23 protein-coding genes and 1 other RNA gene are annotated in these 21919 nt (G+C 37.7%); 6 read left to right on the top strand and 18 right to left on the bottom strand.

The genetic code is table 11. From position 1 onward, the window contains the following. Nucleotides 1-156 precede the first annotated feature (156 nt). The 15 genes from MKX72_RS07305 to MKX72_RS07235 all read right to left on the bottom strand — a co-directional run bounded on the left by MKX72_RS07305 (nt 157) and on the right by MKX72_RS07235 (nt 14981). Nucleotides 157-918, bottom strand: coding sequence for a hypothetical protein (locus MKX72_RS07305; protein WP_155008269.1), 762 nt, complete (start codon nt 916-918; stop codon nt 157-159). 216 nt (nt 919-1134) lie between these two features. Then, on the bottom strand, nt 1135-2055 hold the full coding sequence (locus MKX72_RS07300) for a tyrosine-type recombinase/integrase (protein WP_186808529.1): 921 nt from the start codon (nt 2053-2055) through the stop codon (nt 1135-1137). A 106-nt stretch (nt 2056-2161) separates the two neighbouring features. After that, a complete protein-coding gene (locus MKX72_RS07295; RefSeq protein ID WP_155008271.1) occupies nt 2162-3304 on the bottom strand; it encodes a THUMP domain-containing class I SAM-dependent RNA methyltransferase in 1143 nt (380 codons plus the stop codon). Between the two features lie 209 nt (nt 3305-3513). Continuing rightward, a complete protein-coding gene (locus MKX72_RS07290; RefSeq protein WP_028414051.1) occupies nt 3514-5181 on the bottom strand; it encodes a glycoside hydrolase family 13 protein in 1668 nt (555 codons plus the stop codon). Nucleotides 5182-5313: 132 nt separating this feature from the next. Continuing rightward, nucleotides 5314-5940 carry a response regulator gene (locus MKX72_RS07285; RefSeq protein WP_028414052.1) on the bottom strand — a complete coding sequence of 209 codons (627 nt, stop codon included), beginning with the start codon at nt 5938-5940 and terminating at the stop codon, nt 5314-5316. Continuing rightward, entirely contained in the window at nt 5933-6979 is a 1047-nt protein-coding gene (locus tag MKX72_RS07280; protein WP_033578440.1) for a sensor histidine kinase, read from the bottom strand. Before MKX72_RS07280 ends, MKX72_RS07285 begins: the two co-directional genes overlap by 8 nt. Then, nucleotides 6976-7704: a cell wall-active antibiotics response protein LiaF gene (gene liaF, locus MKX72_RS07275; RefSeq protein WP_028414054.1), complete on the bottom strand. Its 729-nt coding sequence runs from the start codon at nt 7702-7704 to the stop codon at nt 6976-6978. The genes MKX72_RS07280 and liaF overlap by 4 nt, the downstream gene beginning before the upstream one ends. 135 nt (nt 7705-7839) lie before the next feature. After that, nucleotides 7840-8466, bottom strand: coding sequence for a PspA/IM30 family protein (locus MKX72_RS07270; RefSeq protein ID WP_033578439.1), 627 nt, complete (start codon nt 8464-8466; stop codon nt 7840-7842). Nucleotides 8467-8502: 36 nt separating this feature from the next. Then, nucleotides 8503-8847 carry a lmo0954 family membrane protein gene (locus MKX72_RS07265; RefSeq protein ID WP_028414056.1) on the bottom strand — a complete coding sequence of 115 codons (345 nt, stop codon included), beginning with the start codon at nt 8845-8847 and terminating at the stop codon, nt 8503-8505. A 248-nt stretch (nt 8848-9095) separates the two neighbouring features. Next, nucleotides 9096-9484, bottom strand: an RNA gene (rnpB, locus tag MKX72_RS07260) — RNase P RNA component class B. 63 nt (nt 9485-9547) lie between these two features. Next, nucleotides 9548-9880 (bottom strand): cell division regulator GpsB, encoded by a 333-nt coding sequence (gene gpsB, locus MKX72_RS07255; protein ID WP_013056140.1) that lies wholly within the window; start codon nt 9878-9880, stop codon nt 9548-9550. Between the two features lie 104 nt (nt 9881-9984). Further along, a complete protein-coding gene (locus MKX72_RS07250) occupies nt 9985-10536 on the bottom strand; it encodes a DUF1273 domain-containing protein (protein WP_033578438.1) in 552 nt (183 codons plus the stop codon). 63 nt (nt 10537-10599) lie between these two features. Next, entirely contained in the window at nt 10600-11109 is a 510-nt protein-coding gene (locus MKX72_RS07245) for a spore coat protein (RefSeq protein ID WP_034266527.1), read from the bottom strand. 346 nt (nt 11110-11455) lie between these two features. Then, the gene (locus tag MKX72_RS07240) at nt 11456-12706 is read right to left on the bottom strand and encodes a ribonuclease H-like domain-containing protein (RefSeq protein ID WP_049163658.1); all 1251 of its coding nucleotides are present in this window, start codon (nt 12704-12706) and stop codon (nt 11456-11458) included. A 4-nt stretch (nt 12707-12710) separates the two neighbouring features. Further along, nucleotides 12711-14981 carry a DEAD/DEAH box helicase gene (locus tag MKX72_RS07235; RefSeq protein WP_098627134.1) on the bottom strand — a complete coding sequence of 757 codons (2271 nt, stop codon included), beginning with the start codon at nt 14979-14981 and terminating at the stop codon, nt 12711-12713. A 121-nt stretch (nt 14982-15102) separates the two neighbouring features. On the opposite strand from MKX72_RS07235, the gene MKX72_RS07230 reads away from it, so the two are divergent. The 3 genes from MKX72_RS07230 to MKX72_RS07220 all read left to right on the top strand — a co-directional run bounded on the left by MKX72_RS07230 (nt 15103) and on the right by MKX72_RS07220 (nt 17489). Further along, the gene (locus MKX72_RS07230; RefSeq protein WP_013056134.1) at nt 15103-15354 is read left to right on the top strand and encodes a hypothetical protein; all 252 of its coding nucleotides are present in this window, start codon (nt 15103-15105) and stop codon (nt 15352-15354) included. A gap of 151 nt (nt 15355-15505) precedes the next feature. After that, a complete protein-coding gene (locus MKX72_RS07225) occupies nt 15506-17017 on the top strand; it encodes a sensor domain-containing diguanylate cyclase (RefSeq protein WP_033578434.1) in 1512 nt (503 codons plus the stop codon). Nucleotides 17018-17177: 160 nt separating this feature from the next. Next, nucleotides 17178-17489, top strand: a complete 312-nt coding sequence (locus tag MKX72_RS07220) for a DUF6509 family protein (RefSeq protein WP_028414061.1) — start codon at nt 17178-17180, stop codon at nt 17487-17489. A 277-nt stretch (nt 17490-17766) separates the two neighbouring features. Here MKX72_RS07220 and MKX72_RS07215 read toward each other — a convergent pair whose 3' ends face one another. The 3 genes from MKX72_RS07215 to MKX72_RS07205 form a co-directional block, all read right to left on the bottom strand. Beyond that, nucleotides 17767-17955 (bottom strand): hypothetical protein, encoded by a 189-nt coding sequence (locus tag MKX72_RS07215; protein ID WP_028414062.1) that lies wholly within the window; start codon nt 17953-17955, stop codon nt 17767-17769. A 104-nt stretch (nt 17956-18059) separates the two neighbouring features. Then, complete coding sequence (locus MKX72_RS07210; protein ID WP_013056130.1) at nt 18060-18263, bottom strand: cold-shock protein; 204 nt, start codon at nt 18261-18263, stop codon at nt 18060-18062. Nucleotides 18264-18542: 279 nt separating this feature from the next. Beyond that, nucleotides 18543-18710: a hypothetical protein gene (locus tag MKX72_RS07205; RefSeq protein ID WP_165573336.1), complete on the bottom strand. Its 168-nt coding sequence runs from the start codon at nt 18708-18710 to the stop codon at nt 18543-18545. 111 nt (nt 18711-18821) lie between these two features. On the opposite strand from MKX72_RS07205, the gene MKX72_RS07200 reads away from it, so the two are divergent. From MKX72_RS07200 to MKX72_RS07190, 3 genes are all read left to right on the top strand, one after another. Beyond that, nucleotides 18822-19367: a YhcN/YlaJ family sporulation lipoprotein gene (locus tag MKX72_RS07200; RefSeq protein ID WP_033578433.1), complete on the top strand. Its 546-nt coding sequence runs from the start codon at nt 18822-18824 to the stop codon at nt 19365-19367. Between the two features lie 292 nt (nt 19368-19659). Beyond that, entirely contained in the window at nt 19660-21138 is a 1479-nt protein-coding gene (gene putP, locus MKX72_RS07195) for a sodium/proline symporter PutP (RefSeq protein ID WP_028414064.1), read from the top strand. A 100-nt stretch (nt 21139-21238) separates the two neighbouring features. Continuing rightward, complete coding sequence (locus tag MKX72_RS07190) at nt 21239-21898, top strand: SIMPL domain-containing protein (RefSeq protein WP_098627133.1); 660 nt, start codon at nt 21239-21241, stop codon at nt 21896-21898. The last annotated feature ends 21 nt before the right edge of the window (nt 21899-21919 follow it).

Raw genomic sequence — 21919 nt, 5'->3', positions numbered from 1 at the left:
ATTGCACATTTTTTGTGTGTGTTTTCTGAACACTCTCGTAAAATGTGCATATATTTTGTGCGTAAATTCCGAAACCATTCGGAAAACATGCACATTTTTTATGCACTTTTTCCGAACACTTGTTACCTCTAATGTAATTTTTTTATAAAATTCTATTTAAGCACTCAGAATAATTTTCTTATATTCAATGTCAAGATTTCCTTGCAGAATCCCCCAATAGTAAGCATAAATAGATTTCTTGATACTATACCCTAATTTGATATTGCAAATCATTTGTTTAAATGAACGAATACCTAAATCGACCTTTTGTTGCTCGTCCATGTATGTCAAATAACGTGTGCTATTTTTAACACACCTCCATAACTCAATTATTTGTTTTGGTTCGTAATAGAATTTTACTAAATCTTGAAATCCAACTGGAATATCTTTAATTACATTATCTGTACGTATGTTTATATTATGGTTATTAGTTTTAGAAAGATTACTAGTTTTAGGTGGTTCAATTGGTTTCTGTTGCGGTGGTTCAATCGTATCTGAAACAGAAACATCTTCTTCTAGTTCTGAAACATAGCGATTAAAAATATATACATTATGCCCTTGTTTGCCATGATTAAAAGTGCGATAGATTGTGATAAGCCCTATATCTTGCCCCCTCACTAACATACGTTTAAAAGTGCTTCTAGAGATGCCGATTGCGTCATTGTGAGTTGCAGAAACAATCGTTTGAATCTTTGCGTTACATACGCCAAAAACACACGCAGAGAAGCGCACAAGACGTTTCAGTGCAATCAATTCAGATTTGGTAAATAGTTTCTGTTGATGAATATCTACATACCATTGTTCCATTGATGAATTAAAGGATTTAAGATTGTCAAAGTTTGATAAGTGTTTATATTGATTAATATTTCCTGATTTCATTACAAATACCCCCATATAGTATATTAGAAGGCATATCAAAGAAGAGTATAGACCCTTGAACTTTTTTTATGGGTGTCTTATACTAAAATTGAATTTGTTATTCATTTGGTGTCTTCAATATGCCAAATGTTGGGGTAGATGTTGCGAGCATCTACTCCTTATTTTTTGTCGAACTGGACTATTTGTCTGTAATTAATTTAAATTCTTATTAGCCATTTAGATATCTAGTGTATTTAATGGATTAAACTTCTCATTTTGTTCATGAATAGCAGTTCCCCATAAATTCACATATTGTTGTGTGACTTTAGGTGATTCGTGCCTTAGAATTTTTTGTAGAGAACTCATATCCAAACCGTTCTGAATGGCTTTAGAAGCGAAATAATGACGAAATGAATGACAATGCACCTTACCTATTGAACTCCCCATATCACGCCTTACACGCTTGAATAATGTGCTTATGGCTTCATCTGTAATCTGTTTATTACTCCGACTACAAAATACATACTCACCAAGTTCTTTAAAATGGTGTTCACATAGTATTCTCCATTCAGCCAGTTCCTTTCTTAATTTAATTGTCATTGGAATAGACGCTATTTGACGTTTTTTTCCGAACACTTTTATCGTATTGTTTTGAAAATCAATATCTGACCATTTCATGTTGACTATTTCACCTCTACGTACGCCTGTTGAAATAAGAAAGATAATCATCATTCGGTTTCGATTACCTAAGAATGAACCATTACGATATGCTTGACGTTCAAAATACTTAATGATTTGTTTGACTTGTGCATCAGTAGGAACTTCTATCTTGACCTCCTGCTTTACTTGCTTAATTTTTTTCATAGGATTACGCTTCTCATCTAACATTTCTTCTTCAACCAAATAATTAAAAAACGCTTTAAGGTTACGTATTTTGTTATTAAGAGTTCCTACATTGTTTTTATTTTCTTCTTTCATAACAAGGAAAAATTTCTTCAATGTTGATTGAGTTATATCATTTAAATTAATAATTTCATTTTGAATGCAATACTCATAAAAGATTTTTAAGTTGGTTTCATACATCTTGATTGTGTGTGTAGATAAATTTTTGAACTTTCTGTCCTCAATAAATTCTCTTATCGTATACTTTAATTGCATAATAAAAAGCCATGCTCCCTTCCACTTGGAAAGTAACATGGCTAAGTTGTACAAGCACTAGTACAATGCTGTACTGATTATTTTTTTCTCTTAAAACCGCTTCATATCAGTCGTTGCGTGGAGGACGAGGTCCCCAGTACTGATAGTAGTCTGTTTTAATAAATCCGTTAAATAATTTGCGTTTTTTCGTCGCTTTTTTACCGTAGTACTGTTCAAACTGTTCATGAGATGTAAGCATATAAATCGACCACGTATCAAGCTTAGAAAACGCTTCGCCCATTTCAGCGTACATTTTTTCAACAGAAGGACGATCGCTTAAACGTTCGCCGTACGGAGGGTTACCAATAATGATTCCATATTCTTTCGGCGTCGTAAAATCGCGCACTTGCATTTGCTTAAATTGAATTAAATCTCCAAGTCCAGCTTCAAATGCATTTTGCTCCGCTACTTTTACCATACGATGGTCAATATCATGACCAGCAATATCTAGCACTTGGTCATAGTTCGCTAAGTCTTCTGCTTCTTCGCGCGCTTTGTCCCAAATGCTTGCTGACATCCACGGCCACTCTTCTGATAAGAAGTCACGATTAAATCCTGGTGCAATATTTTGACCGATAAGCGCTGCTTCGATAGCAATTGTACCAGAACCGCAGAAAACATCGACAAACGGACGATTCGCATTCCACGGCGTTAGCATAATTAAAGCAGCTGCCAGCGTTTCTTTTAAAGGAGCTTCCCCTTGTCCTACGCGGTAACCGCGCTTATGAAGTCCTGCACCGCTTGCGTCAATTGTTAATGTAGCAACATCTTTTAATAACGCTACTTCAATTTTAAACGTTGACCCCGTTTCTTCGAGCCAGCCTGTTGTTTTGTTATAATGTTTTTTCATGCTGTCAACAATTGCTTTTTTTACAATGCTTTGACAATCTGATACGCTGAACAATTTAGATTTAACTGATTTTCCCGATACAGGAAACTGTGCATCTACGGGCAAATAATCTCCCCAATTTAATGCTTTTGTTTGTTCAAAAAGCTCATCAAACGTACGAGCTTTGAACTGTCCAACCTGTACTTTAATTCGATCTGCTGTACGAAGCCATAAATTGCATCGAGCAATTGCAAGCTCGTCTCCTTCAAAGATAACCTTGCCATTATCTACTTCACATTCATATCCTAAAGCACGCACTTCTTTAGCCACTAGTGCTTCAATTCCCATTGCTGCTGTTGCAATAATTTTATATTTCGCCATTTTTCAACCTCATTTTGTTTCTAATTATCTACACTAAGTGTAAAAGTACCATATACATGCGCCGTAGTCAAAGCTTTCTCCGTCTTTTTATCAAAATGCAGAAACTGCTCGCTCTTGGTAGAGCCAGCAGTTTCTTTACATATGTCGCATATAGATTTGTTTTTAAAAGCTTTCCATTTTAAAATTGCGCAATCGGTTGCTCAACTTGTTTATGAAAGTAAGTATACACGTGTTTCATATGGGTGCAGCGTACATTGTTCAAGCGTTTCGTTTTTATCCAACGGATAATTATGAATCAGCACTTCTATGTTTGTAAATGAGCTCTCTGAAGGAAACTCGAACGTTTGATTATTCGGTGACATATTACAAATAACAACAGCGGTTTTACCTTCTAATGTTCGCGTATACGCGTAAATAGCGGAATCTTCTTCTGCCAACAGCTTATAAGTTCCATACACCAGCACATCATGCTGTTTTCTAATTTTAATGAGCTGTTTGTAAAAATTCAGTACCGAATTCTTATCACTTTTCTGCTCTTCTACGTTAATGTCTACGTAATTTGGGTTCACTTTCATCCAAGGGTTTCCGGTAGAAAATCCTGCATTTTTTTCTGTATTCCACTGCATTGGCGTCCTTGAGTTATCGCGGCCTGTTTCCCAAATAACTTTCATAATCTCGTCATGTGAATCGCCTTTTTCACGCTGAATACGGTAGTAGTTAATCATCCCAACATCATCATAATCATCAATAGAATCAAATTTAACATTGGTCATTCCAAGTTCTTGTCCTTGATAAATAAACGGTGTTCCTTTCATTAAAAAGTATAGTGCAGCTAAGCACTTTGCACTTTCCACTCGGTAAGCTGTGCTGCCGAATTTATTTACAGAACGAATTTGGTCATGATTTTCTAAATATAAAGCGTTCCAGCCGTTAATTTTTTCTAAACCATTTTGCCAATTAGTTAAAATTGTTTTTAACTCGATTAAATCAAGCGGTTTTTCTTCTCCTTTATCCCACAGTCCCATATGCTCGAACTGAAAAATCATATTGAAGTTTCCGCCATCTTCAGCTACCCACTCATCTGCGCTGTCCGATGTTACACCATTTGCCTCTCCAACCGTCATAATATCGTATTTGGCAAACGTTTTTTCTTTTAGCTCTTTTAAATGTTCTTGAATTCCCGGTCGATTCATATGCCCTTCAAACGATGGCACATAATCTAGCTTTTCAGGGTTCGGCAGATCTGGGAAGCCGGCCACTTTCTTAATATGCGAAATAGCATCTACACGAAAGCCGTCAATTCCTTTATCTAACCACCAGTTAACCATTTCATAAAGCTCATGACGTACTTTTTCGTTTTCCCAGTTTAAATCGGGCTGTTTTTTAGAAAATACGTGCATGTAATATTCTTTTGTCTTTTCGTCGAACTCCCAAGCTGATCCGCTAAAAATAGATTCCCAGTTGTTTGGCTCTTTTCCATCTTTACCTTCGTGCCAGATATAATAATCACGATATGGATTCTCTTTAGCAGACCTAGATTCTAAAAACCAAGGGTGTTCATCTGAAGTATGGTTAATAACTAAATCCATAATCAGCTTCATTCCGCGATGGTGAACTTCATCTAACAGCTCATCAAAGTCTTCCATTGTTCCAAAATCTTTCATAATATCTTTATAATCACTGATATCGTAGCCATTATCGTCGTTAGGAGACTGATAAATCGGGCAAATCCAAATGACATCAATTCCAAGATCAGATAAATAGTCTAATTTTGAAATAACCCCTTGAATGTCACCAATTCCGTCGCCGTTTGAATCCATGAAGCTTCGCGGATAGATTTGATACGCAACAGCTTCTTTCCACCATTTCTTTTCCATGTGCTCAACCCCTCAAAATAGTGCTTTTACGTAAGCGTTCGCCTTTACGCATATCGCTATTTTATAATGAATACATGCAAAAAAATAGGTTTTTCACAAAAAAAATCGTTATTCTCTTTTGAATAACGATTCTCACTGCGCTAATTTGTGTTTAAAGGCATAAATGACGGCTTGAGTTCGGTCCTGCACATCCAGCTTACTTAATAAATTGCTCACATGTGTTTTTACCGTCTTTAGCGCAATAAATAATTCGTCTGCAATCTCTTGATTTGTTTTACCCTGTGTCATTAAAAGTAAAATTTCCATTTCACGAGCTGTGAGTTCTTCATGAGGTAAAGACGGCTTTCTCATTTTAGACATCATTTTACCGGTTACTTCAGGCTCTAATACAGATTCCCCCTCATATGTACGGCGAATAGCAGCTGCAATTTCTCCTGCTTTAGACGTTTTTAATAAGTAGCTTGTTGCCCCTGCCTCTAGAGCGGGATATACTTTTTCGTCATCTAGAAAGCTAGTGACAATAATTACTTTTGCTTCCGGCCACTGCTTAATGAGCTGTTTTGTTGCTTCAATCCCGTCCATTTCTTCCATGACTAAATCCATTAAAATAATATCCGGGCGCAGCTGAAGCCCTAATTCAACGGCCTGTTGGCCATTGGCTGCTTCAGCTATTACATGAATGTCTGTTTGAGCCGACAAATACGCTCCTACGCCAATACGAACCATTTCATGGTCATCTACTAACAGTACATTAATCATTTTGCTTCTCCTCTCTTTCTACTAACGGTACTTTTACTTCTAGCTTTGTTCCTTTGTCGGGCAAACTAATAATTTTTAATAGGCCTCCAATTTCAACTGCGCGTTCATACATATTTTGCAGACCGTAAGATCCGACTTTCTCCTTTTCTACATCAAAACCAACTCCGTTATCCACAATACGTAAAATAATGGAAAAGTCACGTTTGATCAGCAGCACGTCTAAAGCTGTTGCATTTGCATGACGCAGCGTATTTGATACGGATTCTTGCAAAATTCTAAACAAGTGGTCTTCAATGCCTTTATCAAGTTCAAACCCTTCTATTTTCCAATTTAATTCAAGCGGTACTTTTTGAGCAAGCTCATTCATCAGTTCTTTCATTCCAGCCTGTAGCGATTTTCCTTTTAATGCTGCAGGACGAAGATGAAGAAGCAAAGCCCTCATTTCAAGCTGTGATTGATTAATCATTTTTTCAACCATCTTTAATTGCTTAGCTTCAGAGTCTTGTAGCGTAAGATTGGATTCCGTAATAGCAGACATAAGCATCGAAGCGGCAAATAGCTGCTGACTAACGGAGTCATGCAGTTCTCTAGCAAGCCGATTTCGTTCTTGAGAAACAATTTCTTGCACTTGCTTTTGCTGATTTTCCACTTTTTCCGTTGCCATCTTTTGAGATTGCTGCGCTTGAAAAATCATTTTATGATCTACTTTGTTTAAACGGCTTATAATTCGAGACGTTTCTTGAATAAGCGGTTCATTTGCCGACATATGCCGGTGGCCATTTTCTATTTCATATAATCGGTTTTCAACATATGTCCACTGCTGTCTCCACATAAACCCCATGATTCCTCCAATCACGCTTCCAATCGTAAGGCTTAAACTGAAGGAAAACAGCACAAAAGGCATGCCAAATACGCTCGTTTTCCATAAGTCGCTAAGTTGAAAAACAGGATATGCAAAAAACACGGTAAAGAGCACGGATACAAATACAAAAAAACTTAAGAAAATCCCCCACAATAACTGCCGTTGAAGAATACTCATATCCTTTGCACCTCTAAATCTCCAATCACAACAGTTGTAACAATCTTCACCCTATGAGCAGATTGATCAAATTCCTCTGTTTTGATAGACAAATTTTCATTGAACGAAAAGCCGCGCTGATGGCCAAAAACCGTTACGTTTCCTGCTAGTTTAGAATGATTCACAGATACTTCTGTTTCGTAAGGAATGAGCACTTTAATATTTCCAAACACTTGACGAATAAAGATAACCGCATCGCCTTTTGGCAGAACAGTATTGCTTAAATCAATCACAATGTCTCCCCATACGCTTTGAATATTAATATCATCCCATTCGTATACGGAGTCTTCGGTTCTTTGACTACCAAGAAGTTTATTCGTCAAAACCGGCCGGACCTGAACCAAACTTTGGTTTGGCTGCTGTGTCAACTCGTCAGTTGGTCTAAATTCAACCGGATGCTTTCGTAATTGAATAAATCTAAGTAAAAAGTACAGGAAAAGAGCAATAACTAAAAACTTAAAGGCAACCGTATTAAATATATTCAACACAAGCCCAATAACGCCAATCCAAAATAACATACGCCCTAATTTTCTTCTCATTTTTTTTCGCCCAATATACATGAACGCACCGGCAATTAATACAGAAAAGATCAAGCCGCTGTGAAAAAACATAATTTCAATAAACAGGACAAATAAGCTGCAAATAAAAATGAACATAAGAGATTCTGTTTTGTTTACGCTTTGCACAGCTCCCTCTCCTTTCTCCTCGTAGATGACATAGCGTTCTTTGGATGCTGCAGATATCTATTCTCTCACCTTAAAAAGACGCAGAAACCTACGCCTTTTTTAGAATACCATGTTTTATGCAGAAACACTGATTTTTTACGATGATTTTATTCTTTTTTCTAATTCAGCAATCTTGCTGTCTACCGTTTGTCTGTAGTAATTTGTATTAATTTGATTTTCAAGCTGGTCAATATAGGTTTCCATTTCGTCAAACTGACTGTAGGACGCATAAGATGCTTCCGTTTTCATTACTGAATTCATACGATGGTGCGCACGGGCAATATTTTCGCGCCCCATTAGTTCCATACGGCGAATATGCATATCTTTTACCTTATGCTTCATTTCTTCATACTTTTGTTCAAGCTCTTCTAACTGCTTGGATGCATCTTCATAAGATTCTTTTACACGCTTTGCTCTCTCTTCGTAGTGAGCATGCTCTTTTACAATAAATTCATGTAATTCTGCTTCTTCAGCTGCTTGCGCCACTTGTGCTTGCTCATGACGTTTTTTCATCATGTCAAGTGCCAGATGGTATTCGCGATTAAACTGCTCTTTTAACGTGTGCTGCCGCTCAACAAGCTGCCTTACCTTTTCAGTCTCCTGCTCGCATTGGCGCAAATAGTGATTTAACGCAGCAATTGGATTTTTTTGTTCTTTGTGATCAAGTAATTGATGAAGGTCTGCAGAAATCGTTTCTTTCATTCGAGTAAATAAGTTTCTCATTTTGTTCATCTCCTTAGATAATAAAGTGAAATTTTATTATTTTTGATTTAAGTCAGCCCACTGACGTTCAAAGTGCTTAAACGGATCTTCTTTTTCCATTTTTATAGGCCTGCTGCTGTTCCACTTTTTATATACAATGTAAAGTACTACTGCTGCGATGATACCAGCAAGAGCCGGAAGGTTTGAAACGGTTGTTAAGAGTACGACGACACCAATAAACCCCCAGAACCATTTTTTAAAGGGGGTCTCTGCTTTAACAAACCCTTTAAATGCTACGTACAAAATAACCAAGCCAAGCGCAAGTCCTACCATGGGGCCAGCATTTGCAAGAAGAACGATAGCAGCTACCGCTCCAATCAAAAACAAACCAACTTTTTTCATTTTGTTTCCTCCTTTCGCTTCTCTATATACTTAGTTTAAGGATGATAACGTTTTTTCAAAACGAGCTAGAGCTTTATTTTCTCCTAAGACCTGAGGCTGACAACAAGCTCAGCCTGATTGTACAAAAAAAATGACAGCTTATGATAAGCTGTCATTTTGACATAAAAAAAGCTCTTCCGTTATATGAAGAGCTGGGTTGGATTAAAATATAGTGTATAACAACTATTGTCGATTGCTTTTCAATAACGTTCTGTAAGCCATGTTTTGTACCATTGTACTGCAAGCGGCTAGCTACCTCGTACTCCGGTGGCAATTATCTATCTACAAAATGTAACCATTTTGTCCTTCCTTCCGTTCAGTTCCTTCCAGAAAGTTCCCCTACCATTATTTGGGTTTCTCGCTCGAGGGGTTTACCTCGTTCCACTCTTATCATTTCTGATAAGACTTCGTCACTGTGGCACTTTCAGAGTAGTCAAGCCATATCTTAAAAAGACTTAGGCTTTTTCCCCGCCGTTAGCTTTTAACAGCTACCCTAGCTTATGACTTCGCTAGGCACGAACACTACAGACATCGCAGTCTGTGCGAGCATGGACTTTCCTCTACATCCTCATATGTGATGCAGCAATTACCCGAACGTTATTGATAACGACTTTCCTTAGTATAATAAAAATAGGAGTTGAATGCAACTCCTATTTTTAGGTTATTCGTATAATTTACTTCCAAACACATGTTTTTCTAAGTTTGACAAACGTTTTAAAATATCAAAGTTTGTCGTACCCGCTTGCTGCTGCTGTTGAGCCGGCGGCGGGGTAAACGAAGGTTGTTGCGGCTTTTTGGATAACTCTTCTACTTGCTTTTTTAAGCGTAAATTTTCAGTTTGTAATGCTTCAATTTCTTCATGAAATGCTTCATAATCTTTAATAACAGAATCTAGATACTTATCTACTTCCTCTTGATTATAGCCTCTCATGCCTGTTTTAAATTCTTTTTCTAAAATTTCTTTGGCCGTTAAACGAATTTTATCAGCTAACATCTCTATCACCTCGAATACGATAAACCTTATCTTTATTATAATTCATTTTTTCAAAAATAGCTTCAAATGTCAATTTATCTTTTAAAATGTTTCGTCAAGTGGCGTTAAAAAGACGAAAATTTTTCTTCATCCACGATATCTTGTAAGTCGTGAGACGTCACCATTATAATAGGGTATTCTTCTCGTTCAGCACGCTTTTTAGCCGTTTCTAACATATATTTAGGACTTCCTTCGTGCTCTTCGTCGTAAACTAAACAAATACCTTCACTTTTTTCTACTAAAAATTGATTTTTCAACCGAAACTGTGCTGGACTTTCATATTTCTTTTTTGTGATGCTATCTACATAATCTGCTTGACTTAAGACGAATTCATACAATTCTTTATTGACGTCATTCCATTTTTCTTCCTGCTCCAAAAATGGTGTTAAAACAGCTAACTGAAGCTCGGGATACTCGAGCTGCAGATCAAATACCACTTCTGCTGCCCAAATCTCTACTCCTAGCTGGCCACTAATCAATACCCATTCTAATCCATCTTCTACTAATTCCTGTAATTTTTTATAGAGCGCTTTTTTTATGTATGTAATGCCTTGATGTTTTTCATTAAAAATTCCAAGTTCGAATGGCTTATAACCAGTAACCGTTAGCACCTTCATTATATAACTCCTTTGTAACAAAATAGAATAGGAACTGATGTAATCAGCTCCTATTAACGTACATTATCTAAAATACCCTGAATTAGGTCCTTGATGCGCGCCTTTTGTATGACAGCTTCCTTGGCCGCAACCTTTGTGTCCAGGATAACTAGCGCCTGCTACTTGACCTGGGTAACCTCCTTGGCCTGGAAAACCAGCTCCACCTACTTGACCTGGGTAGCCTCCTTGGCCTGGATAACTAGCACCTGCTACTTGACCTGGGTAACCTCCTTGACCTGGGTAACCAGCACCTGCTACTTGACCTGGGTAGCCTCCCATTTGACCTGGATAGCCTGCTCCACCTACTTGAGTTGGATATTGCTGCGCACCGCCAAAAAACTGTTGATTTGAAGTTTCATTTACAACAGATTGTGTTTGCGGGAAGTAATGCACGTGCTTCACATTTGTATGATTCACCAATGTATTATGACTTGGATGAATGTGAGGTACAACTACCTCCTGAGAAGTAAACTGTGTGCAGCATTTTGTTGGATGCACAATTGGTGGCATACATTTTGTTGGTCTTGGATACATATCCTTTTTCCCCTTTCACTGTTTAGTTATTACACTATTACAATATGTGAAGGGTAATGTACATGTACTAAGACAAACACCTATTTTTGACCTACATAAAGGAGTTATACGAATTTTTCAAACTGCTTAAGACAATTACTGTTAAACAAATTAATGCGAAAAATGATACTAAAATCACATTTTTCATGAGGCCTCTCTCCATCTCACCAAAGTTCTGTTTTTAAGCTGTAAGAATCAGTCTTACATTGACTAATTTTATCAATGACTGAAAAATAGAACAATATAAAACGTCTACAAAAACAAAAGAATAATAATTCTGAATATTTTAAAATAAATCAGCTGAAGCCTATCCTTTAGCTGATTTATTTTTTAATCTAAGAAGTCTTTTTTCAAGCGCTTCCTTCGACGTTTTTTTCGTCATTCCCCTGAGTTGATTCCACTTCTCCGAGGCTAGCTCAGTATATAGAAGTGCTTGATGAACATCTTTGAGACGATGCTCATAAATTTTAGCTAACTCAACCAGTGCTTCTATAGCGACGTCACCTTCACATGTTTGAACCAAGGGTTCAAACATGTCCACTGCCTCTTTCCAACTCTTCTCTTTTTTATAATGATAAGCCATCGCTAGCTGAGCTTTTTCATGCTCTTCTTTTTCTTTTTCCGCTACGCCTTGATAAAGAGAGAAAGCGTGCTTGTTCTCCCCCAACTGCTCATACCACCTTGCCACTTCATATGTTTCTTTTTCTGTAAACTCCTCACTAGTAAGGAGATGTTTTGATAAATGAATGTATAAGGTAATAAGCGATAAAATATCATGTTCATTATGTTTCATAATGTCGAATAAGCCTCTTGGATTTTTCGTTTCAATAAAATCAAAATAAATCATGGGAGCTAAGAAACCGGGAATATCATCAACTCGTTCAATTCCAAGTATTTCTTTTTCGACATTCGCAAGCTTAACCGAACCCATTTTATGTTTCCACAGCCTTCTTGACGCATGCAGTAAATCAAAGTGACCGAACTTAGGCAGCTTGGGCAAATGATCTCTCAATAGCGTATGGCGAGTCTTGACGTGAGGCCAATCGAAAGATTTACCATTATAAGTCACAAGCGTCGTGTAGTCTACTTCTTTTAAAAAACTTTCATAAAATGCTACTTCTCCACTTGGCTCGGTTAATATATGCTGACGAAAAACGACGGAATCTTTTAACACCCTTGCGTATCCTAGCAAAAAGATAGTCGTTCCCGTACCTGTACTAAGCCCCGTCGTTTCCGTATCAAAGAAAAACAAATCTGAATATGTGTGGCCTTTTGATGAAAGCGGATGAGCAACTGTAGACTGATTCCATACTTCCACTACTTTTTTCAGCTCATTAAATTCATAATGTCCATGCTTGTAGTCGAGCGGGTAAACCACTTCTCTGATCATACAGTAGCTGTCTTCGGCAAAGTAAGGCGCAGCATGATTTCCCTTCCATTCCTGCTCATAGGGAATAGACGCGCCCTTAGATCGCTGGGGGTTACTTTCAACCGGAGGCTTCGCTTCTGTAACATGAAGATGCTTTTTCATACGGTTTAATTTATTTTTAAAAGACACGAGTTCACCTACTTTGCAGTTGTTGTAGCAGTACGAGCGCATCGCTTTTCGCGTGTTCTCCTTGTGCTTCCATACCAATACAGGACGGACAGCCGCTTTCGCAAGAACAATTTACAATTAATTGATTAGTTTGACTTAGCACATCATTCATTTGTTCGTATACTTTATCGCTTAGGCCAATGCCTCCCGGGTATCGGTCATATAAGAAGATAGTGGGCTGTTCATTGTGCACCGCTTTTATCTGAGGCACTACATGTAAATCAGAAGGATCGCACATCACCATAAGCGGTGCAATTGACTGAATGGCATTTGCCACGGAAATAAGAGCTTGTTCCAATCGTTCTTCAGATTCGTGAAACTGTTCTTTTTCAAAGCTTAGCCACACGGCATTTGTATGAAGCTCTTCTTCCGGAAGTGAAATGGGACCTGACCCTATGTTTTCATGCGTCTCAAACTTTATTTTTTTAAATATCGTCGCCATGGCGCTGACCATTACATCGCCATAACTGATTGAATATGTCCCTTCCAGTCGTTCTTTATCAGCTTCTAGAACCTTCAAGTTAACCGCCAAGTTTGCATCGGTAAAATAATCTACATCGACTTCACGAACATACGCTTTTTTCTCATCCCAGTCCAAGTATTCTACTTGATACTGAATGCCTTGATGCAAGTAAATCGCCTCATCATGAAGAAGCGTCATAGCACTAAAGCGATCCATTTCTCCAATTACTTTCACATTTGCAACGTCCGATTGATCAATGATGACAACATTTTCTTGGGATGCAGAGCGCAGACTGATATTATGAGCTGGGAAGGAATCATTCATCCAGTACCATTTATCTCCGCTAAAATGAATCACTCGTTCTTCTTGCAAAAACTCCAGCACGTCTTCAATTTCTACCCCATCAAATGTTTCTCCCTGCTTAAACGGCAGCTCATAGGACGCACATTTTAAATGATCGACTAAAATAACAAGATTATCAGGATTAATTCGAGCTGTTTCTGGATTTCTGCTAAAAAAGTAATCCGGATGCTGAATCATATACTGATCAAGCGGACTTGAACTTGCGACCATCACAATGACGGCTTCTCCATGACGTCTTCCTGCTCGTCCTGCTTGTTGCCAAGCGCTTGCAACCGTGCCTGGATAACCTGTCATTACACACACCTGCAGCTGCCCGATATCCACTCCTAGCTCTAAAGCATTCGTACTGACTACCCCGTAAATACTTCCCTCTCGAAGTCCTCTTTCTATTTCGCGTCGCTGCTTCGGCAAATATCCTCCTCGATACCCTTGAATAGACTTATGTTGAAGCTGGTTTTTTACGAGCTCCTGCAGATACGTTAAAATAATTTCCACTCGTACTCGGCTTCGTGCAAATACAATCGTTTGAATTTTATTTTTCAAAAACTCTCCTGCAATATTTCGCACTTCAAGCGTAGCACTTCTTCTAATGTTTAAAGGTTTATTCACAATAGGCGGGTTATAAAAAATAAAATGTTTGCGGCCGCTAGGCGCTCCGTTGTTATCTACTAACATAACATGAGCTCCCGTTAAATGTTCAGCGAGTTCTCTTGGATTAGCGATGGTCGCTGATGTACAAATAAAGATAGGATCGCTTCCATAGTAGCGGCAAATTCGCTTTAACCGGCGGATAACGTTGGCTACGTGGCTTCCAAAAACACCGCGGTACGTATGAAGTTCATCAATCACAATGTATTTCAGATTCTCAAACAGTGATACCCATTTTGTATGATGAGGTAAAATAGCTGAATGAAGCATATCCGGATTCGTAATAACGATATGCCCTGCTTTTCTCACCTTTTGGCGGATATTTGCCGGAGTATCTCCATCATACGTGTAGCTATTGATTGGCACTTCCATTTCTTCAATGATTTCATTTAATTCACTTTTTTGATCTTGGGCAAGCGCTTTTGTTGGGAACAAATAAAGAGCTCGAGCTTGATCGTTTTCCATAATACTTTGCAGTACCGGCAAGTTGTAGCACAGTGTTTTCCCCGAGGCTGTTGGCGTAACGGCCACAACATTCTTCTTAGCTGTCGCCAAATCAAACGCTGTTTTTTGATGCGTATAAAGCGAACCAATTCCTCGTTTTTCAAGTGCTTCCCGCAGTTTCGTATGCAAAGAAGCTGGAAATGGCGCAGTTTTAGCTTCTTTCTCTTCGATTGTATGCCAATGAACAATATTTTGCTGATACGATGGATTCGTTTGCAAGATATCTATTACTTCTTGTAAGTTTTTTCGTATTCTCATTTTCATCACCTGCTTCTATTTTAACGAATGAACGTTCGATAGAAAACCATAAGTTTTTGTATGTTTTTGGTGGAATCGGACATGGTATTAATACAGTAAATTTTTCAAGGAGATGTTAAAAATGGGAAGCCCTTATCTTTGCCCTAGCTGCAAAACAAATCGAACGCGCTTTAATATCATTGAACAAAATGCAAAACCTGTAAAAATGGACCCAAGAAGCGGAGACGTCGTAGAAGAATACACAAACGATACGCTCGATGCCTTTCACGCTGCTTATAACGGACCCCAAAAACGCATTCAGTGTGGAGCTTGCGGCTTAGTAGAAGATGAAACCATGTTTGTACGGCATGCTGAATCAAATAAACTTCAATAAAAAAAGGTGGGGCCCTTTGGTCTCACCTTTACTCCTATAACTCTTAGTGCTTTTTCTTGATGGAAAAGCAGACATTTTCATCTAAAAAATTCATGTCTTTTCTTATACAAACATGCTAAAATACCTAAAAAAAGATATGGAGATGATGGTCATGTCATTTCTTCTTTCGCTTTTACCTTTCTCCTTTCTGAAGAAATTTCGTTTCCCTTCAGGAAGAGAAGTTAATGAAGATAAAATGTTCGATAAAACGAATGCAGAAATGCTTCAACAAAGAGTCAAGCTAGTTTCACTTGCTCTTGTCATTTCCTACCCTCTTTATATTTATATAGGGTTTTCTTTACTTCAACATGCGGGGACATCTCAGTTTAGACATACACTAATTGGTATTCATTTCACTAGTTTCGCTCTCTCTTCTCTTTATTTATTCTTCTATTATTTTAGTAAAAGAAAAGAGCGATTTGCTAACTACTTAAGCACCATGGTATATGGCTATATATTTTATTACGTATTTGCTGCAGCACTTTCTACTATTAACAGTCAGCTTTTCACAGGTCGCGTAGACGTCTATATGATGCTTTTGATTTCCACAGCTGTTTTATGTCCTATGAAATTAAAACATCTGTGCATTATTTTTATTCCTAACCATCTTTTTTTACTATATGGCTTATCACGATATGTACCGGATTCTTTTTCTCTTATTTCAAAGCAGATCAATACAACTGCAGCAGTTGCTATCGCTTTGCTTATCTCATATATTCTCTATACATACCGTCACAAAGAATATATGAATCATTTACAGCTAAAAGAAAGCGAACATAATTTTTTTACGCTGTTCAAAATTAATCCCTATCCTTTACTATTAACGAGATTATCCGACCACAAAGTGCTGCTCATTAACAATAAAGCTATTCATTTTTACAATCTTGCTTCTCAAGATCTTGATCAACTAGACGGATTTATAATCTACCCTACTGATGAAGATCGAGAGGAGATTTTAAAACGTCTTCAACAAGAAAAGCATGTAAAAAACTACATCCTAGAAGCACGTGAACATGGAGATTCTAAGTGGGTTATGATCAATTATGAATTACTAGAGTATCAAAGCGAAAGCTGCATACTCGCAGGTATTACCGATATAACCGATTTAAAAGCGGTTGAGCATGAATTGAACTTGCACGCTTCAACTGATATGCTAACCGGAATTTTAAATCGAAGAAGCGGAATGGAAAAACTGCAGCTGGAACTGCTGAGAGCTAAAACCAATGATACATCTTTTGTATTATGTTTTATCGATATTAATTCCTTAAAACTAGTAAATGATCAATACGGTCATAGAGAAGGCGACTGGCTTATTAAAACAATAGCAGAATCAATTAGTGGTTATATTAGCAAGGATGATACGCTCTTTCGCTACGGAGGTGATGAGTTTTTATTAATTGCTCCTGAACAAACGGAAGAATACGTACACGAGCTGTGGCAAAATATTAATAATCAGCTAGAAGATAAAAAGAAAGAATGTAAGAAGCCATATGCACTGTCTGCGAGTTACGGGTTTATTATATGTGCGCCTTCAGACGACACCAACCTAGATACATTAATTCAAAAAGCAGATGCTGCCATGTATAAGCAAAAACATACGCGCGTTTCTTCCATCTTTAAGTAAATCATCGAAGTCCTTGCGCCATCGCATCAAGTAGATTCGCTAAATAGAATGACCAAGGAATAAATCCGTACATGAATTACGCATGCACTTTCTTTCTTTGCAAAGAAAAACTATAATAGATGATGCAAGTATTTTACTGATATATGGAAAGGACGTACATATGTTTACAATTAAAGAATATACAGCTGAACAATTGCAGGATCCATTTGGTCTCCTTCTAGGTGAACGCTATGAATTTCATTTATACATTGAGGTAGAAGAAGAGGATGAATTATATACCGGCAGCGACCTAGCACTACGCGTAGTGTATATTAAAGGCGAAGATAACACTTCTATTGCCCAGACTCATTTCTACGAAGTTTCAACAAATAAAGTATTAGACTTCGACCTAGAAGAAGAGGAAGAAGCAGCTGTCAAAGAGTTTTGCGGGAAGCATTTACCTTCAGAGGAAGGGACAGATAAAGAGGAATAATTAAAAGCGGCTGGAACAAAAGTAGTTTAGTAAAAATCCGAACGATGAATTGAGATTCCTGATGGAGAATCCAACTCGTTCGGATTTTTTCGTAGTGATGATGAACGTAGGTTTCATGTATGTAGGTGCTTATAGCTGTTGATTGGAGGGCAAGGCTCAGCGCCCGCCCGCGGAAAGCGCAGTCTTGCACGGAAACCAACAGCGATGTAACAAGCAATTCATACTAGAGAATCCATTCCATTTGTTCTTTGTTCGTCTTTAGATGGGATCGATTTCGTTATGTATCAATATCTTTTTGATTTCGTTTTTCCATTAGCTTTTTAACTACTTCTTTTGGTTCCCAGCATGTAAACTGATAAGCAGGACGAGTTTCATAGCCTAGTCTCTTGCATTGATACTTCATTCCCTTATCCAATTTAATGCTTTGAAAATGTTGACATGTGGCACAGCAATGAAATGAACTCACGCCTTCCCTTCTCCCCTACTTTAATCTATTTTCTTAATCATACAAATAAAACAAATTTGCACAAAAAAAGCTGCCGATCGGCAGCTTTCATATGTAGCGTTGAATTATAATTTTACAACATTCTCCGCTTGAGGTCCACGTTGGCCTTCAACGATTTCAAATTCAACTTTTTGGCCTTCTTCTAATGTTTTGAAGCCTTCAGATTGGATAGCTGAAAAATGAACAAATACATCATTTTCGCCTGGTACTTCGATAAAACCGAAGCCTTTTTCACTGTTAAACCATTTTACTGTACCTGTAGTAGCCATGTAAAAAAACCTCCAAAAAATGTAAAAATTTTAATATGTTACTCTATATTTACATTTATACCGTAAATAAAAAATTCACATATTATAAAAGAGACCTACGCGAAGTAGATCTCCTTTATAACAAGTGAATTTTCACTAAATCTAATTCGAGTATATGGTCAAAACATAGTATTAATTATATTTGGTTGCGTTTACATTATACTATACCTATATGTAGAATGCAAATATTTGGCCACCTTTAACATATGGCTCATCTGTTTTACAAGATATTTACCTTCCTTACGTCAACATGTTATCAATATGGGCGTCGATAATTTCTTTTCGTTTATTTTGCAGGGTTTCAAATAATAGCTTAGCTTCTTCTGAAGTTAACGCAAACGTTGTTGTTTCTTCATGGTTTTCTTCTTTTGTATGAAGCACAAATATGCTTTGTCGGATTTCACTCATACATATTCCTCCTTTTTCGATAGTATAGGCTTTTTTATATTTTTCATGTATGCTTCACACGTTTTTAACAAATTATAAGAAAGGTTAAAACTTATAAGGAGTGATACTATCATGAAGAAATCGTTTTTGTTTGTTGTAGGCTGCATGACGACCCTTTCTTTATTCGGCTGCAGCACAGCAGATCAAGGTAAAGATGGCGTCATTGACGATAATACAGTCCGCAACGTCACATATGAAAATGGAAACAATAAAACGAAAATGAATGACGTAAATAATACGCAAGACGTACAGCGTAATGAGAAAGAACAGTACAATCAGTCCGGCGGAATGAGAGTAGCCGATGTGGCAGCTGATCGTATCGTAGCGTTAAAAAATGTAAAAGATGCTAACGTAATCGTAACCGACCATACAGCTTATGTAGCAGCTGTATTAGACGATAACAAAGAAGGCAATCTCACAAAAGATATGGAGCATAAGATCGCACACGAAGTACGAAAAGCCGACGGCAGTGTTCATCGAGTGTTTGTATCAACAAACCCCGACTTTGTAAACCGTATGAATGGATATGTAGACAAGCTTCAAACGGGTAAACCAGTCTCTGGACTGTTTGACGAGTTTTCAGAAGTTGTTCGCCGCGTGTTTCCAAATTCACGCTAATATACATGAATGTCAAAAGAGCATTTTATAAAATGCTCTTTTTATTTTACCCATTGCATAAAATATTGCATAAAAAATGCACTTATAAGTTTCTGAATATTTTTATTTTATTTTATTTTGAAAACGTTTTCATTTCTTTGTTATAGGGGGATAGGGGATTTTCGCCTCATGTATTTTACGGTTTTGTGGGTTGATAGTAAGGGAAAAGTTTGTTAGTTTTAGAAACCATAAGATGTTTGCATGGCGAGTAGTGCTCGTTTCATGCATAAAAAATGCATAAAGGGGAGATTTGGTGGATATTGGTGTTTATATTTCACTGGGCATTTATTTTGTAGGAATGCTCGGAATAGGATGGTATGCCTACACAAAAACAACTCAAGACGTATCGGGTTACATGCTAGGCGGACGCGGACTAGGTCCGGCTGTTACTGCGCTTTCAGCAGGTGCTTCAGATATGAGCGGATGGATGTTAATGGGCCTTCCTGGATCCATGTACGTGACAGGTCTTTCAAGTTTATGGCTTGCAGTAGGTTTATCTATTGGTGCTTATTTAAATTATTTAATCCTCGCTCCGCGTCTTCGCACTTATACGGAAGTAGCGAATGACTCCATTACAATTCCGGACTTTTTTGAAAATCGCTTTGGGGACCATGCCAAGGTTCTTCGAACAGTATCAGCGATTGTTATCTTTATTTTCTTCACTCTTTACACTTCAGCTGGTATGGTATCAGGCGGAAGATTATTCGAATCGGCATTTGGTTTAAATTACCAAATAGGACTATTTGTAACGGCTGCTGTCGTTATTGCCTATACTCTGTTCGGCGGTTTCTTAGCCGTTAGTTTAACAGATTTTGTGCAAGGCGTTATTATGTTCATTGCCCTTGTTTTAGTGCCTATTGTAGCCTTTACTGACTTAGGCGGCGTTGGAACAACAATGGATATTGTAAAAAATATCGATCCAACTTACCTTGATTTATTTAAAGGTACAACCGTAGTAGGGATTATTTCTTTTTTAGCCTGGGGACTTGGCTATTTTGGTCAACCTCATATTATCGTTCGCTTTATGGCGATCTCTTCTATTAAAGAATTAAAGCCTGCCCGTCGTATCGGTATGAGCTGGATGATCCTATCAATCATTGGCGCTATGTTAACGGGTCTTGTTGGAATTGCTTATGTGGATCAAACTGGGATGAAACTTGGGGATCCTGAAACAATCTTTATTAAATTTGCTGATGTTTTATTTAATCCATTAATTACTGGATTTTTATATGCAGCTTTATTGGCAGCGATTATGAGTACTATTTCTTCTCAGCTGCTTGTAACGGCAAGCTCTGTTACAGAAGATTTTTATAAAACATTTTTCCGACGTAAAGCCTCTGACAAAGAGCTTGTAACAGTCGGAAGAGCTGCGGTTTTAGGTGTTGCAATTATTGGTATTTTGCTTTCTTTAAAGCCTAGTGATACGATTTTAGGACTTGTCGGATACGCATGGGCTGGATTTGGTTCTGCATTTGGCCCGGCCATTTTACTAAGTCTTTACTGGAAGCGTATGACTAGATGGGGAGCCCTTGCAGGAATGATTGTAGGTGCAGCTACAGTATTAATTTGGGTAAATACTCCATTGAAAGATGCCCTTTACGAAATGATTCCTGGATTTTTCTTAAGCTTGCTGGCTGTTATTGTAGTAAGTCTGTTAACAAAAAAGCCTTCAGAAGCTGTAGAAGATCAATTTAGAAACATGGAAAGCGTATTAGAACAGCATACAAAATAGTAAAAAAAGTACACAAGTTACGACTTGTGTACTTTTTGCTTTTAATGCAAGCCCTGCAGTCATATATATGTACTAAAGACGGATTAAGGAGGGTTTTTACATGCAACATTCTTATTTCCCTTACGAACCTACACAGCCACTGCGCGTAGATACACAAAATAGAGAAATTAAAGTAACTGGTGAAGGAACTGCTTCAGCCATTCCAAATGAAATTTCCATGACGATTGGAACGCGCACGGAAAACCGAGACGTTCAAGAAGCCTTAAAAGATAATTCAGCTGTTTCAAATACTCTGCTGCAAGAGATGAAAAAACTTGGAATCAACGACCAGCAAATTGAAACAGCTTCATTCACTATAAATCCTAAATATGATTACAGCGATGGAAAATCGACTCTTACGGGATACGAAGTACAGCATTTGTTTAGAGTAAGAGTACAAGATGTAAAACAAGCTGGCGATGTTTATAACGCTACGTTTTCAAGCGGAGCCAACGTAGCGCAAGATCTTCAATTTCACGTTACAAATGATGATAAATATGAACAAGAAGCGATAAGTAAAGCTTTGCTTAACGCTAAAGAAAAGGCCTTTACCATTGCCAACACGCTGCAGCTCCCTATTAACCAAATCCCCATTTTAATCGAAGAAGGCCCCGTCTATCAGTCATCTGGCTCCTCGCCTAAGTTATTAGCAGCCTCTCCCCCTATCCAAGCTCAGTCCTTGACTGTATCCGCTTCTGTAAAAGTTACGTACACGTATTAATACTTATGATAAACTATAGAT

The organism is Priestia sp. FSL R5-0597 (assembly GCF_038006305.1).
Classification (GTDB): domain Bacteria; phylum Bacillota; class Bacilli; order Bacillales; family Bacillaceae_H; genus Priestia; species Priestia zanthoxyli.
The sequence above is the reverse complement of the archived record's forward strand: the minus strand, read 5'-3'. Positions and strand labels throughout refer to the sequence as shown.